This is a genomic window from Planktothrix sp. PCC 11201, from assembly GCF_900009135.1.
Taxonomy (GTDB): domain Bacteria; phylum Cyanobacteriota; class Cyanobacteriia; order Cyanobacteriales; family Microcoleaceae; genus Planktothrix.
In genome coordinates this window covers 125,897-141,660 of sequence record NZ_LT797710.1, presented here as the reverse complement: position 1 = coordinate 141,660, position 15,764 = coordinate 125,897, and the positions used below count along the sequence as shown (strand labels likewise).

Annotated in this window: 13 protein-coding genes and 1 tRNA gene; 6 read left to right on the top strand and 8 right to left on the bottom strand. The window is 42.0% G+C overall.

Annotation, left to right across the window (positions count from 1 at the left end; genetic code table 11):
* Positions 1-48 precede the first annotated feature (48 nt).
* Positions 49-1,131: a photosystem II q(b) protein gene (gene psbA, locus PL11201_RS19905; RefSeq protein WP_079680623.1), complete on the bottom strand. Its 1,083-nt coding sequence runs from the start codon at positions 1,129-1,131 to the stop codon at positions 49-51.
* 473 nt (positions 1,132-1,604) lie between these two features.
* Between psbA and PL11201_RS19900 the strand changes: the two genes are divergently transcribed.
* Complete coding sequence (locus tag PL11201_RS19900; protein WP_079680622.1) at positions 1,605-1,814, top strand: type II toxin-antitoxin system HicB family antitoxin; 210 nt, start codon at positions 1,605-1,607, stop codon at positions 1,812-1,814.
* 3 nt (positions 1,815-1,817) lie between these two features.
* A complete protein-coding gene (locus PL11201_RS19895) occupies positions 1,818-2,042 on the top strand; it encodes a type II toxin-antitoxin system HicA family toxin (protein ID WP_079680621.1) in 225 nt (74 codons plus the stop codon).
* A 117-nt stretch (positions 2,043-2,159) separates the two neighbouring features.
* Here the strand turns inward: PL11201_RS19895 and PL11201_RS19890 are convergent, their stop codons facing one another.
* Positions 2,160-3,494: a hypothetical protein gene (locus tag PL11201_RS19890; RefSeq protein WP_079680620.1), complete on the bottom strand. Its 1,335-nt coding sequence runs from the start codon at positions 3,492-3,494 to the stop codon at positions 2,160-2,162.
* Between the two features lie 236 nt (positions 3,495-3,730).
* On the opposite strand from PL11201_RS19890, the gene PL11201_RS19885 reads away from it, so the two are divergent.
* Entirely contained in the window at positions 3,731-5,089 is a 1,359-nt protein-coding gene (locus PL11201_RS19885) for an NB-ARC domain-containing protein (RefSeq protein ID WP_339394371.1), read from the top strand.
* 102 nt (positions 5,090-5,191) lie between these two features.
* Here the strand turns inward: PL11201_RS19885 and PL11201_RS19880 are convergent.
* The 4 genes from PL11201_RS19880 to PL11201_RS19865 form a co-directional block, all read right to left on the bottom strand.
* Positions 5,192-5,274 (bottom strand) — tRNA-Leu (locus tag PL11201_RS19880).
* A 48-nt stretch (positions 5,275-5,322) separates the two neighbouring features.
* Positions 5,323-6,435 (bottom strand): nicotinate mononucleotide-dependent phosphoribosyltransferase CobT, encoded by a 1,113-nt coding sequence (gene cobT / locus PL11201_RS19875; RefSeq protein ID WP_079680618.1) that lies wholly within the window; start codon positions 6,433-6,435, stop codon positions 5,323-5,325.
* Positions 6,436-7,185, bottom strand: coding sequence for a DUF2232 domain-containing protein (locus PL11201_RS19870; protein WP_079680617.1), 750 nt, complete (start codon positions 7,183-7,185; stop codon positions 6,436-6,438).
* A gap of 127 nt (positions 7,186-7,312) precedes the next feature.
* Positions 7,313-8,023, bottom strand: a complete 711-nt coding sequence (locus PL11201_RS19865) for a Crp/Fnr family transcriptional regulator (RefSeq protein WP_026786569.1) — start codon at positions 8,021-8,023, stop codon at positions 7,313-7,315.
* Positions 8,024-8,443: 420 nt separating this feature from the next.
* On the opposite strand from PL11201_RS19865, the gene PL11201_RS19860 reads away from it, so the two are divergent.
* The 3 genes from PL11201_RS19860 to pgsA are packed head-to-tail and all read left to right on the top strand — an operon-like array spanning position 8,444 to position 13,312.
* Complete coding sequence (locus PL11201_RS19860; protein WP_079680616.1) at positions 8,444-10,870, top strand: hypothetical protein; 2,427 nt, start codon at positions 8,444-8,446, stop codon at positions 10,868-10,870.
* Positions 10,871-10,914: 44 nt separating this feature from the next.
* Positions 10,915-12,717, top strand: coding sequence for an acetate and sugar kinases/Hsc70/actin family protein (locus PL11201_RS19855; RefSeq protein ID WP_079680615.1), 1,803 nt, complete (start codon positions 10,915-10,917; stop codon positions 12,715-12,717).
* Positions 12,718-12,775: 58 nt separating this feature from the next.
* Positions 12,776-13,312 carry a CDP-diacylglycerol--glycerol-3-phosphate 3-phosphatidyltransferase gene (pgsA, locus tag PL11201_RS19850; RefSeq protein WP_079680614.1) on the top strand — a complete coding sequence of 179 codons (537 nt, stop codon included), beginning with the start codon at positions 12,776-12,778 and terminating at the stop codon, positions 13,310-13,312.
* A 204-nt stretch (positions 13,313-13,516) separates the two neighbouring features.
* Here the strand turns inward: pgsA and groL are convergent, their stop codons facing one another.
* Positions 13,517-15,154, bottom strand: a complete 1,638-nt coding sequence (gene groL / locus PL11201_RS19845; RefSeq protein WP_079680613.1) for a chaperonin GroEL — start codon at positions 15,152-15,154, stop codon at positions 13,517-13,519.
* A 116-nt stretch (positions 15,155-15,270) separates the two neighbouring features.
* Positions 15,271-15,582 (bottom strand): co-chaperone GroES, encoded by a 312-nt coding sequence (gene groES / locus PL11201_RS19840; protein WP_079680612.1) that lies wholly within the window; start codon positions 15,580-15,582, stop codon positions 15,271-15,273.
* Positions 15,583-15,764: the final 182 nt, after the last annotated feature.

Below are 15,764 nucleotides of genomic sequence, written 5' to 3'. Positions count from 1 at the left end.
AAACGCCCCCCTTGCGGAGAGCGTCTTTTGGAATATTGAGGTTAAAAATTAACCATTAATTTGAGGAGCAACCAAAGCCACAGGAGCCGATTCACCAGAAGCTAAGTCTAAGGGGAAGTTGTGAGCGTTGCGCTCGTGCATGACTTCCATACCCAGGTTAGCGCGGTTTAACACATCCGCCCAGGTGTTGATCACGCGACCGGTAGAGTCGATGATTGACTGGTTGAAGTTGAAACCGTTCAGGTTGAAGGCCATGGTGGACACACCTAAAGCGGTGAACCAAATCCCGATCACGGGCCAAGCACCTAACAGGAAGTGTAAGCTCCGGCTGTTGTTGAAGCTGGCATATTGGAAGATTAAACGACCAAAGTAACCGTGGGCTGCAACGATGTTGTAGGTTTCTTCTTCTTGACCGAATTTGTAACCGTAGTTTTGGGACTCGACTTCGGTGGTTTCACGCACCAAAGAGGAGGTAACTAAGGAACCGTGCATGGCGGAGAATAAACTACCACCAAACACCCCAGCAACGCCTAACATATGGAAGGGGTGCATCAGGATGTTGTGTTCGGCTTGGAACACTAACATGAAGTTGAAGGTTCCAGAAATTCCTAAAGGCATACCATCAGAGAAGGAACCTTGACCGATGGGGTAAATCAGGAACACGGCGGCTGCTGCTGCAACGGGTGCAGAGTAGGCGACGCAAATCCAAGGACGCATACCTAAACGGTAGGATAATTCCCATTCCCGACCCATGTAGCACAGAATGCCAATGAAGAAGTGGAAAATCACTAACTGGTAGGGGCCTCCGTTGTACAGCCACTCATCTAAGGAAGCTGCTTCCCAGATGGGGTAGAAGTGTAAACCGATGGCGTTAGAGGAAGGAACAACGGCACCAGAGATGATGTTGTTTCCGTATAGCAGTGAACCCGCAACGGGTTCGCGGATACCATCGATGTCTACAGGGGGAGCCGCGATGAAGGCGACGATGTAGCAGATGGTGGCGGTTAATAAGGTGGGGATCATCAGGACACCGAACCAACCGATATAAATGCGGTTGTTGGTGGAGGTCACCCAGTTACAAAACCGTTCCCAGATAGAGGCGCTTTCGCGCTGTTGAATCGTGGTTGTCATGTTGGTTATGATTGCTATGTATTTGTCGAGGTACGTTTGGTATCTATGTCTACTACATTAAGGGTTTTGTTACGGTTTGTAAAGTCTTTTAACATCAGGGTTTTGGATAACAGTCATAAGTTTTATTAATGCTATCGCTCTATTACCTAGGCTGTAGGGGTTTGAACCAAAATTCACAAAACAGGTTGTTAAAAATATTAGAGGGGTCGCTATATTATCTAGAACCAGAAAACGATAGAATACAATTTTAACTCTTACCTTAAATTTATTTATAATAAACGAATATGGGAATACAAATTTCAATTTCTGATTCTGTTTTGCAAGCAATTCATTTACCTGAACAGCGTATTGAACAGGAATTGCGCCAAGAATTTTTGACTTATGCTAGTAGTTAGTAATACTTCACCAATTTTGAATTTGGCTATTGTGAATTAGCTTACCCTTTTACATCAGCAATATCGAAAGCAAATCTTATGAAAACATTTACTGCCATAATCGAAAAAGATTCTGATACCAATCTTTACGTTGGTTATATTCCTGGGTTTCCTGGCGCACATTCCCAGGGAGAAACATTGGATGAGTTACAGGAGAATCTGCGTGAGGTAATTGAGATGCTCGTAGAGAATGATAATCTCGTTATTGAGACAGAGTTTATAGGGACACAACAGATTGTGATCCGATAAATTATGAGCAATATTCCAGTTCTAAAACCACAGGAAATAGTTCGCATACTAGAAAACCTTGAGTTTGTAGAGGTGCGTCAAAAAGGGTCACATAAGCAGTTCCGTCACGAAGATGGACGAGGAACGACTATTCCTTTTCATAAAGGGCGTGATATATCACCTCGATTGCTTCGGCAGATTGCTATTGATATTGGCTTGACAGTTGAGGAAATGTTGGAGTCGCGGTGATTTCCAATAGAAAGGGATCGCTTCTTTTGTATCAATAAAAGCGATCCCTCTAGGATTAGTATTTTAGGGTAGAATCTTGAAACGATAAAAAAATCTTAAATGCTGTTTCTGATTTTTTTATCCAATCTCTAATTCATTGATAGCACACATAACACCAAGATTAGGATCGCTGAGAAGAATTGTTTTAATATCATGCAGAGACTCGACTAAATCCTCACGCAAACGAGGCTTATTTTGTTCGACTCCATTAGTATAATCCCAATAATCCCATGCAATCAAACCAACAGCGACTGCTGGCTCGATCATACTCGCTACTTTACTAGCAATAAAGCCAGCAGCAACTTTACTACCTGCTGAAGCGGCGAGTGTAGCTAGAATTTTAGTCCCACCATAAGCACCGAACAGTTTTACGGGCAATGCTTCACCGCCTTGTTCATTGTCTAATCTTATCTTGATCGTATCTAAATGCTGATTCCAGTCTGTTTGAGAAATACTATTATATGTTTTAGGAACATTTTCTAGTGCCTCAGATAGTTTTTTAAGATATAATTCAGTCGTATCAATAACTATTCCCTGAAATTTTTCATTCGCCTTGTTTGGATCAACTACTAGACGAGCAAATTGTCGGTTAATATTATCATGGATGCGCTTTTCAATTCTGTCGTTAACTATAGACTGATTACCTTGAGTAATTACTATTTCACCTAAATATTGAAAGAAAACTTCAGCCTCTTGTTTTTTCTGATTAAAATAACTAAAATACCAATTTAAAAAATCATTATCTATTTTTAAAATTAATTCTTGTTCCCAGTTATCTAATTCTTGTTTTGCATATTCTTTAGCTTCTTTATAGGCTTGATCATGAGCTTTTTTAATAACTTTCTGGTTGTCCCAAAAAGAAACCATATTTTGTGTAATTTCAAGTGACGGAGGAGAATTTAATTCAGCCGCCAATGCTTGACTCATAATAAAGCGTCCCACTAATGGAAGTAATACCAATAAAATCACCAGAGTCCAAATGATTATAGTAACTGTTTTAAAAACTGTAGATAGGGTAGATTGTTTTTTTGAGTCAACTAAAACAAAATCTTGAGGGCCAAAAAAATCACTTAATTTTTTATCGAGTTTTTTAACGATGACCTGCCTTCCTGAAGGGAACTCATTGGGAAGATAAATTAGATTATTATTTTCGTCTAAAAATATCTGAGTTAAAGTCTTCCCTTCGGGATGATCTTGACGAATAATAGCTGTTTGTTTAGCATTAACATTTTTGGGGCGATCGCTTTTAAAATAACTGATTACCTGATCAAAGCTGATCTCATCTAATACTTCAGGATTTCCTTCTGGTAACAATGACTTATTAAACTCACCCACTATCCTTTGAATATCCTCATCAGTGATTTTACCTTTTCTATCAGAGGTTTTGTTCGCCAACCAATTAAACAATGCCATAATTTTTCTTTGTTATTTGATAATCAACTTTTTTAAATTGAATGCTTCACCGATCTCATTCTATAAGGTATATTTATATCTAACAACTCCAAACCGTAGCATTTAGCACCCAATTTTTCTAACCATCCCGAACCAATTTAGTAGGATTCAGTATAATTCAGTTGACAAAGTAGGATTCGGTAGGATACATTACAAACAATATCTATCTGTGTCTACTTATGAGGAATGTTGAGGATGTGTTAGAGTGGGCCGGTAACGTGATTTTTGATAAAACTGGAGAAAATCTTACACCGATACAGGAAGCAATATTAACAGGTGTTTGGGATAGAAAAAAATATCCTCAAATTGCTAAAGATTATAACTGTAGTGAATCTCACATTAAAAAAGAAGCAGCTAAGTTATGGGAAAAGCTGGGTGAAGATTTAGGAGAAGATCTCAAGAAATTTAATTTCCGTTCTAAACTAGAGAAAAAATATAGAGTTTCTAATATTTCTCATTTGCATGACTCTTTATTACAAATTGATAATGTTATTTGTAGTCAATTTATACAAAATATTAAAAATCAAAAACCGCGATCGCAATCTCCCCCAGAAACATCCCAAACTCAAAATCAATCAACAATCATCAATTTAATAGAAGCACCAGAATTAACAACCTTTTACGATCGCACTTCAGAATTAACCACCCTCAAACAATGGATATTAGAAGACCATACTCGCTTAATTACTATTTATGGATTAAGTGGAATTGGGAAAAGTGCGATCGCTCTTAAACTTATCGAAGACATTAATACCCAATTCGATTATATTATCTGGAAAAGTCTTAATAATATTCCTACCCTTTCAACCCTACAAACCCAACTAAAACAATTCTTTTCTCAATCTCAACCAACCCCCTTATCTACAGTTATCGAATATTTTCGTAACTCTCGGTGTTTAGTTATTCTTGATGATCTACAGGATATTTTTAAACCCGGTGAATTAGCGGGTCAATATTTACCTGAATATGAAGATTACAGTCAATTTTTTAAACAAATTGCCACATCTCCCCATCAAAGTTGTTTAATTCTCCTGAGTTGGACAAAACCTATAGAAATCGCCAATTTAGAAACAGAAAATAGATCCATACAAACCTTAAGTATCAAAAGTTTAGGAGAAGAAGCAACCGAAATACTCCGAGAAAAAGGATTAATTGATCAGGAAAACTGGTTAGAATTAATTACAATGTATCAAGGTCATCCCAGGTGGTTAAAAATTATCACTTCAACAATTATTGAACTGTTTAACGGTAGCGTTTCCCTATTTTTAGCCGAGCAAAATGATATCTATTTAGGAGATTTAGAACCTAATTTAAAATCTCACTTAGAGCGGTTATCGGAATCAGAAAAAACGGTAATTAATTGGTTAGCAACTCAAGATCAACCCGTTAATATTTCCCCAAAACCTGCTAATATAGAATTATCAAAACCTGAACTTTTGCAAGCAATACAATCATTAATTCGACGGAATTTAATCGAAAAAGTTGAGGAAGGAGGGCGATCGCTATTTCTCTTAAATCTAATTTTCCAATGCTATATTAAACAGAAGATTAGATGAAGATGTATTTAATATTAGTCAGTAATTCAGATAATCATCAATATTAAACACCAAAAAACGCCCCCCTTTCGGAGAGCATTTTTGTTCACTTTTGACTGATCATGCGGACAAAAGGACTTGAACCTTCACATCTTTACGATACTAGAACCTAAATCTAGCGCGTCTACCAATTCCGCCATGTCCGCGTTTATTGTTCGATATTATATCTTAGCACAGATCCGCAGAATTGAACATTAATAATTTGACTTCATCCGATCTGCCACTGCTTCAATAGCTTGCAGAAGTTGGGTATTACTCCAACCCAGGGCCAGATAAGCCGCGATCGCAGCCCCTCCAGCCCCCACCCCTTCCTTCACATAACCCTGTTCATAGGCCCGCAGTTGGGGATAAACCGACGCAGAAAAATTCAGTTGCGTGGCTAATAGGGGGACATTTCCCACCATTTCCGCTAATCCAACCGTATCCCCCGTGGTATCTTCAGCGACCCAACGGGTTGTTCCCACCACCACCCCATCAGCACCCCAAGGAATATGATATTGAGTTGCGATCGCCTCTACCAAACCATAAACCGCTAACATCTGAGTTCCACCCGCCAACAGTACCCCTATGGTACGACTAGCCGCCAAAGTCATCCCCGCCACCACAATTTGCATCGGATCACCCACCGCAGCCACCAACTCGAACGGATCAATCCCGATCCCCGATAACGGCCAAAACCCGGCTTGCTGTAATCCCGTGGTGGCGATCGCTAATTTTTGGCCATGATTACAACGGGGATGACTACTATTCACCTTATCCATGGCAGAAATTCCCAGCCCCAGCAACACCGCTAAGGCCGTAGTCGTTCCGCCCACCACACATTCCGATAAAATTAGATAACTATTTGGGGCATCCTGCGCCATCCGTTCACCCCAGATTAACCCCTGCTCAAACAGATGCTTGACAGTTTCTAAGGTCATGGCGGAACCCGATGTTATACATCCGGCAGCTACCCCCCCCAAATCAATTGTAGGAATCGCAGGAGCAACAGATAATCCCGCATTAAACAGATACAAAGGACATTTTAAGGATTCCACCACAGCCCGGGAAATTAACACCGGAGAAGCCCCCGCATCTAAGGGCGGTAAGGGGTACTGGGGATGGGGCTGGGGGCCATTATAGAGAAACTCAGCATCCGCAACGGCTGTATATTGTCGAGAGTCGGTGGTAGCTCCGGCGGCGGAAATCCCTGGAATTAAAGCCGTTGCGGTAAATCCCAACACACAAGCAAACACGGGTTGAGTCCCTTGATAGCGGTGTAACCATCGATCACCTTGCGTAAACTGGGTATAAACCTTAACAGTCATTTAAACGTCGTAATCTAATAAAATTTGTACCCATTTAGGAGGTCGAGGAATGGGACTATTGAGACGATCTAATAATAATAACGAGACTAGATGAACCACAAATAAATAGACAATACTATTAATTAAAATCATCAGAACAGCCAGCACCTGAACCAACATTAGACTGGGTTGAGCTAAAATCCCCAACTTAATAAAAATCCAGTCCGCCACCGCAGTAATTTGGATCGTAGCGTAGGCCCACAAATTCCGTCCCAGTAGAATTGAAAGTAACCAATATTTAAAGAAAAAACCAATAGCAACAATCAAAGAACCCGTCCCAATGGACATCCACCAAGGAGATTTGCGTTTCCACATTCCCCCCAAAACCACCCCTAACCAACCATAAGGAATTAAAAACACAATACTGCGAGTTGGCCCCATTAATACCGATAATAATAAAAATGAAGCCACGGCCCCCATAACCGCAGCCCGTTTTCCCCATCGTAAATATAATAAAGCCATAGGCAAAGCGAAAAACAGTCGCAGCACTGGCCCCATGGGAAAATAATAATTAACAAACCAAATCAAACTGGCGGCACTGGCCAGAAAGGCCGTTTCTACTAAAATCAGGGAGTTTCGATGGGAAGCAGATAGTTTAGCCAGATGATCCGAAGGTTCAGAGCCGGGGATATCTGCATCAACCGATACCCATTCCTGAGTTTCAGATTCACGGGGGTTAACAGAGGAACTTAATGGAGAAGGATCACTCATTTAATAGGGAATGGGCAATGGGCAATGGGCAATAGTACCATTCAGACTAATATCCGTTCTAGGGCATGAACATAAGGATCACTCATTTAATAGGGAATGGGCAATGGGCAATGGGCAATAGTACCATTCAGACTAATATCCGTTCTAGGGCATGAACATCGGGAATACTCAAAATATCCCGTTCCCGATGAATTAATCCTTTTTTCTCTAACTTACTGAGCACCCGAGTTACGGTTTCCCTGGCTAGACCACTCAAACCACTTAACTCCCGATGGGGAAGATTCGGAATTTGTGTTCCTCCTTGATCTGAAGTTGTACCTTGGCCTTCCGCCAGAAATAGGAGAATATCAGCCACCCGGGAGGTACTATCAGATTCGCGCAATCTCAGACGTCGATTCACCTGGCGTAAACGCCGGCCCATCAATTGAGCCAGTCGCATTCCCGCCTTGGGTTCGGTGGTAATCAACTCCACAAAATCCTGAGCGGGCATATTCCCAATTAAGGTCGGTGCTAATGTAATAACATCGGTGGAGCGGGGGACTTCATCAAGTGCTGCCATTTCTCCAAATAGTTCACCCTTACCCAAAATATTCAGCGTTACTTCTTTCCCATCCAAATTATAGGTACGAATTTTGACCCAACCGTCCAGAATAAAATAAACGGAGCTTCCCCAGTCATTTTCTAATAAAATCACTTGGTTAGCTGGATGGTTTCGACCCACAATATGAGAGGTTGCTTTATCCGCCGCATCCGGTGGCAAGCCTTGAAAGAAAGGCGTTGAGCAGATCATCTTGTGAATATCAGAGTGATTGTCACGGGAGAAATACCGATCTTCCATGAGGCTGTGATAAAATTATAAATTCGTATTGAGCAGTAGCTAATCAAGAGATTGGATTTTCAGTCAATTGCACCGAAAGCAGAATTGGCATTCTTTATTGGTCAATTACCCTAAAATTTCCCGATCATTGTTAACTCAGATTCTGCCTGGTGTCAATTACAACACCGAATCAAAAATTACTAGGCAATTTTATATTTTAGAGCTATCAGGACATAAAAAAGTTAAACTGGTTTAGTTTTTAACCGTATTGCCTCCGGTGGGTGATTAGCCAATAAATCCCAAATCTCAAGTTAGCTGCTTGAGTGCTTCGTGCCAAGCCTAACATATTATGTAGATCACAACTGCTTTAATCAAGGGAATCCTTGAGATTAAGCAATTATGGAGTCCCATTAACAGAAAGATTATTGAGGGGGTTCAGCCTTGAATGTTCAGAAAGGTCAGATTCAAGCACTCATCACCGAAATTGACGAGGTTCTTAGTCAGCCCAGCTTACGTTTGCCTTGGGTCGTTTTTGGCGAAACTGTCACACGCTCCCGTCAAGTCCTAGAGCGTGTCCGCAGGTATTTGGTCTTTCTTCAGGAACAGGTGGACGAGGAGGCTCTCGGTGTTACCCTGGAGAATCATCAACCCTCTATATCCCACGGAACGCGAGAACCTCTGTGGCAGGCAATCCGACGGGAAATGATTTATTTGCGGACTAATTTGACTCAACCCCTTCAGGATGAGATTGATCGTTTGCGTACCGAACAACGTAATTTAATCCAGGAAATTCAACAATTAGAAGCCCGCAAAGCCCAAGCCATCGGACAAGTCCCGCCTCAACCCTATCAACAACAACTCAGTCGTGAATTTCTGCAAGAGTTCATGACTCGATTACAGGACAGTCTGATTCATAATGTGACTGAAACCCTGAACCATATTGAAACCCGATTTTTAGATTCGGTGTTATTAACTGAATCTAACTCACTCCCGGCCCTGGTTTCTGAAGCCGTGGACAGACCCCAAACTGCTCTCGACCGTCTGACTCCAGCCCAACGCCTGGAACAGATGCGACAGTTACAAGCGCAATCTGATCATTTATTGATGACTCTCGATTCCAGTCTAAGTGTGATTTTTGAAGCCTTGCAACGAAACCTACAAACCTATTCTGATTCCCTTTCCCAAAGCCTAGAAAGGATGCACAGTTTGGGGAAACAGGGGGAGGTCATGTTTACCACCTTAGTCAACCAATTAGCCCAACAGGTAGGTCAAGAAACGTCTTCCTATTTACAATCTTCACTACAATTAACTGAATCGGAAACCCCCTCCAACACTGGTAATTTACCTTCTCCTCCGTCCGTGGTTTCTCTACCCCAGAATTTCTCCTCCGCTTTTGAGGGACTCTTTCCCTATGCGGGGGCAGAAGTTCCTAGACAATCGACTCCCACTGTTACTTCTGATCATGATATTGATGAAGATGACGAAGAACAGCTAAAAATCACCGATGAAGATGAATTCGAGGTGGCGTTTGAGACCATCGAGGGATTATCTACTCCCCCTATCGAGGATGGGTTAGATAAAACACCAGAAAGGTCTCTTTCTCTGGATTGGGATGAGTCGATGGTAGAACAGTCTCTCCCCGATGCCGATTCAGAATTAGAAAGTTTGTTTGATCTGGCGCCGGAGGCAGAATCCCCAGTTGTGACTGTGACGCCTCAAACACAAAATAATGATTTATTTGAGGATGATTTTGATGTCATTCAGGTACTGGATGAGGATGATGTTTCTGAGGACATAGAAACCCTATTGCTCGACGAGGAAACCGATGTTGCAAGTTCTTCAGGGGTCGAGAATGAATCAGAAATCCATTTAGACATCGAAGATTTATTTGGGGATGGGTCAACACCGAAAATCACAGCCAGAGAATCGGAAAATATTCACACCGAATCCCTGGAGGCAACGGCTGATTTCTTGAGCTTAAATAATTTGGATATATTCAGTCAACCGGAGCAAAATTTTCCGATAGAATCTGATTTCTCCTTAACCGCAGATGCCATCGATCCTATATCCTTAGAGTCTGAGAACTTATTTACACCAAGAGTTGAGTTAGTGTCTCCTCTGACTGATGAAATCACGGATTCCTCTTTCACTTCTGCACCGAATCCCTTCGAGGAAACCCTGGCAGATTTAAGTGATGTTTTTGAAGAACTCACCTTTGAGGAGGTTTCCCCCCCGAATTCCGGTGTAGTCTCGGCCAGAACCCAGCAAGAACTTACGGGAATAGTCAGTCCTATGGCATCCCCTCCTGGTCAGATTGACAGCCAAACATTTAGTTTAGAAAAGGATGCTTATATTCAAGCTTCCCCGGATGAAAATTTACTGCCCCTAGATTTGGAGGAGGATAGCGAACAAGTCGATTCCCGTTTATTAATTGATCGCAATACTTTAGAACATTTAGAGGCAGATCTATTTAATTTAGAACAACCTGAAGCCAGTCCAGTTTCTAAACCAACTCGCGTAAAATCAGCCTATTCTCAACCTGAAGTTACTCCTCAAAAATTATCAGCAAAAACGACCTTAAAAGTATCTCAGGCTGATGAACTAATTACTTTTGAAGATTTATTTAGAGATATTGGGATGGAACCTAGTTCGGCTCAATCAGTTCCCTCTATTTCCGTTGAATCCCTAAATAAACCAGCAGCAGAAAAGCAAAATGTTGCATCAAATCAAGGATTATCAGATTTAACTTTAGATGATATTTTCAACAGTTTGAACCTGGCAGATGAAAAAAACTTAAATTTGGACATCGAACAAGAGGAGGATTCCCTCAGTCTTGAAGCCTTGAGTCAGGAGTTTTTTAAAAACTGATGACTAATAACTGATGACTGATAACTGATGACTGATAACTGATTATGAAATGGTATTTAGGAGTTGACTTAGGAACAACGGGAATATCCGCCGCTTTGTTACAGAGCGAAACCCAAAAAGTTTATCCGATTTATTGGCAAGCGGAACAGACAGAACTCTCTGGAATCGAGGATCTTCCCTTTACCTTTCGGCTAGCGGCGTCAATTTACTATTTAGATCCCCAGGAAGAAACCACTCAAGGCCTGATACAACGGTTTAAATCCTTATTAAACCTGGGAATTCCCTATCATTCAGTTAATTCTCCCGAGTTAACGGGGCTTCCCATGATTCAGTGGTCAGAACAACAGTCCCTCCCCTTGGGGGGGTTTCGAGAAGCGTGGACAGCGTTATTATCTACGTTGCATCCCCATCGAGTGTTGTCCGGTCGCAGAATTTCCCCATTAAAGCAGCCCAACCGGGAAATTTCCCCCATCATGGCTTTACCTAATTTTTATACTGTGGGTGCAGTGGGACTCGATACGGTCGAATTTCAGCAGGCGTTAAATTGTTTAGACGGGGTGGTTTTAGGCTGTTCCACGGCCTCGACAGAAGCCTATCGTTTCAATCTGAGGGAAGCCGTATTAGCAGCAGGAATCATCAAACGTCCTGAACAAATTTTTATTATTGAGGATGCGATCGCCACTTTACTCTATCAATTCTATCTCCATCCCCCCGATCCCAATGGCACAATTTTAATTATTAATATCGGCGCTACAACCACGGAAATAGCCGTAGTCCAACTTCCCCAGGATTTAACTGAATTTGTGGCTTCCCAAGTGGTTTGTCATCATTTGGCCTATGCTGGAGATGCCTTAAATCAGGATATCATTACTCAACTTTTGATTCAGCCAGAGGGTTCACCCTTCCCCACATTTAATAATATTCCAAATGTGGAATTTCCTGAACCTGGACATCCTGATTTAGCCAAACGTTATCGTTTACAACAAATTTTACAGAGTGATTCTACAGGATTAAAATTATTAGAAATTGCAGAAACTTTAAAATTTGAACTGCAACAAAGCGATCGCTATACCCTAACATTAAATAATTATTCTTGGGAAGTTTCCCAACGAGATTTAGAACAAAAGATTTTTATTCCCTTTATCCAACAGTTAAATCGAGAACTCAACCATCTTTTCAGTCATAATGGAATTTCTCCGATTAGAATTACTCAGGCCATTTGTACGGGAGGAAATGGAACTTGGCCGACCTTTAGCCGTTGGCTACGCCAAAAATTACCCAATGCGTTAATTACCCAAGATAGTCCTCACGATCAATATAATAGTGATAATAATTATTCCCATTGTAGTCGCTTGGCTTGGGGTTTAGCTGTATTACCCCTTTATTTTCAAGTCTTGGATATGTCTCGACATCAATACAGTGATTATTTTCTTTTAGCGGAACTACTGCGAGTTTTTAAAGAACAACCTTTATCTTTATCAGAGGTTTATCAACTCTTAGAAAATCGTGGGGTGAATACCCGTTCTGTTTCAGATCGAATTCTGGCTATTCTCAATGGAAAATTACCCTCGGGTTTCATTCCTTCACCTACTGATGCGATTTGGTTAACGGTAGAATCTCAAAATCATCCTGATTATCAAGGGTTACTTGAAGGATCATTATTCTATCAAGATGTGGATAATAATTATTTTATCAGTTTAGACCGCGCCGACCTGACCCGAAAATATTTAGCACAATTAAGTCTAAATTCCCTACAAAATTGGGAAGAACCCTTAATCAGTTATCAGTCATCAGTTAGCAGTTATCAGTTTAAGGGGGGAATTAGAGTTCAAAGTCCCCCTTATTAAGGGGGATTTGGGGGGATCTAATAAGATAATATAATAACCGAAAACTGATTACTAATTTATGAATTTACCGAATTGGATTACTATTTCTCGTTTGTTCGGAATCCCATTTATACTCTATTATTTACATGATCCAACTATTACTAATCGTTGGATTTGTTTAGGAATTTTTTTAATTGTAGCCAGTACCGATTGGTTAGATGGATATTTAGCGAGAAAACTAAATCAAGTTACAGATTTAGGAAAATTTCTCGATCCTTTAGTCGATAAATTATTAGTTTTCGCGCCCTTACTCGCCTTAATTGAGTTAAAAACTATTCCAGCTTGGGGAGTATTTTTAATCTTAGCCCGGGAACTAACTATTGCCGGATGGAGAGTCAATCAAACTCAAATTTCTGGAGCAAATATTTGGGGTAAACTCAAAACAGTCAGTCAAATTTTAGCGATCGCATTTCTAATAGCACCCTTACCCTTATCTTGGCAAACACCCAATTTAATTCTATTCTGGATAACCGTAGGATTAACCCTAATTTCAGGTTTAATTTATCTAATTCCCCAACCTTCCTTAGAATCAAGTGTTAAGAACATCAAAACTTAAAACAACCACAATCTCAATCTTCCCCATCACCTATCACTGATTTCAGAGGATTACGCAGATTAACCCTGCCCTCGACTTGATTGGGGGACAGATTAAAATCCGTGAAATCCGTGAAATCCTCTTAAATCCGTGATCCCTATTCCCCAATAAATAAGGGGTGACAAAAGCCACCCCATATCAAACTATAAATTAGTAATCAGGATCTTAGTAGTCGAAATCGCCACCCATACCAGCGCCAGCACCAGCAGGAGCGCCGTCTTTAGGTTCAGGTTTGTCAGCAACAATACACTCAGTTGTTAACACCATTCCAGCAATAGAAGCGGCGTTTTGCAGAGCAGAGCGGGTCACTTTGGCCGGGTCAACAATCCCCGCTTCAAACATATCCACAAATTCGTTAGAAGCCGCGTTGTAACCAACGTTGAAGTCTTTTTCTTTGACTCGTTCGGCGACCACAGCACCGTTAACGCCAGCGTTTTCCGCAATGCGTTTCAGGGGCGCAGCCAAGGCCCGGGACACAATTAAGGCTCCGGTTAAGGCTTCGTGGGTTAGGTTAGCATTAGCCCATTCTTCCAGTTGAGGAGCTAAGTGGGCTAAGGTTGTGCCACCACCCGGAACGATCCCTTCTTCAACGGCCGCTTTCGTGGCGTTGATGGCATCTTCCAGACGCAGCTTGCGATCTTTCATTTCGGTTTCGGTAGCTGCACCCACTTTGATCACAGCCACGCCACCAGCTAATTTAGCCAAGCGCTCTTGGAGTTTTTCTTTGTCGTAGGAAGACTCGGTTTCTTCCATTTGACGGCGAATTTGCTCACAACGGTTTTTAACAGCAACTTCATTACCTTCGGCAACGATGGTGGTGTTATCTTTGGTCAAGGTGATCCGACGGGCTTTACCCAGCATATCCAGCTTGGCGTTTTCCAGTTTCAGACCCGCATCTTCGGTGATGAGTTGACCACCTGTTAAGACGGCGATATCTTCCAACATGGCTTTCCGGCGATCGCCAAACCCAGGAGCTTTAACGGCAGCCACATTCAGCACACCGCGCAGACGGTTAACCACCAGGGTCGCTAAGGCTTCTTTTTCGATATCTTCAGCGATAATCACTAAAGGACGGCCAGAACGGGCAACTTGCTCGAGAACAGGCACTAAGTCTTGAACTAAGGTGATTTTTTTATCGGTAATTAACAGATAGGGTTCTTCCAGAACTGCTTCCATCCGTTCGGTATCGGTGGCGAAGTAGGGGGAAATATAGCCTTTGTCAAAGCGCATCCCTTCGGTAATTTCTAATTCGGTGGTCATGGATTTTCCTTCTTCGAGGGAAATCACGCCTTCTTTACCGACTTTATCCATGGCCGAAGCAATCATTTTACCGACTTCTTCGTCGTTTCCGGCAGAAATTGAACCGACTTGAGCGATCGCTTTGGAATCTTCCACTTGGCGAGCGTGTTCGGCGATTCTTTCGACTAAAAAGGTGGTGGCTTTATCAATACCGCGTTTGAGTTCAATCGGGTTAGCACCAGCCGCCACGTTCCGCAGACCTTCTTTAACCATGGCGTGGGCTAAAACCGTTGCAGTGGTGGTTCCGTCGCCAGCGGCATCGTTGGTTTTGGAAGCGGCTTGACGAATCAAAGCTACTCCAGTATTCTCGATGTTATCTTCTAGTTCAATTTCTTTAGCAATGGTGACGCCATCATTCACGATTTGGGGCGCACCAAATTTTTTTTCTAATACGACGTTACGACCTTTAGGGCCAAGGGTGACGGCAACTGCTTCCGCCAGGATATCCATACCACGCTCTAGGGCGCGACGAGCATTTTCGTTGTAAATAATACGTTTAGCCATGTTTTGTCTTCAGGTTTTAGGTTGATAATTAGAAATGAATTTCTCAAGGAGGGAGTTTTAACCTTGTAGATCGGATAACAAATTTGTGGTGTACGATCTAGGGTTGAAAACACCGATTAGTTGACGATCGCTAAGATGTCTTTTTCGGCCAACAGAACAAATTCTTCGGTACCGAGTTTGATGTCAGTGCCCGCGTATTTGGAGTAGAGAACTTTGTCACCGACGCTGACTTCTAATTCCGAGCGGGAACCATCGTCGTTACGTTTGCCAGGGCCAACGGCGATCACTTCGCCGACCTGGGGTTTTTCTTTGGCGGTATCGGGTAGTAAAATTCCACCGGATGTTTTTTCTTCAGATGCACTAACTTTAACGAAAACGCGCTCACCAAGGGGTTTAACGGTTGATACGCTTAGAGATACAGCAGCCATTTATTAGCCTCCACTTTATATAAATATTGGGTGATCAGAGCTTGATCATTTCCTTTGAGGAATTCAAATTAGCACTCTCGATCCCTGAGTGCTAATTTACCGAAAAAAGCCTCCCCATTGCAACAGTCTAAGTTGTACGGGTTCCCGAACAAGGGAGCGGGGGAGGCAGGGGGAGCAGGGGA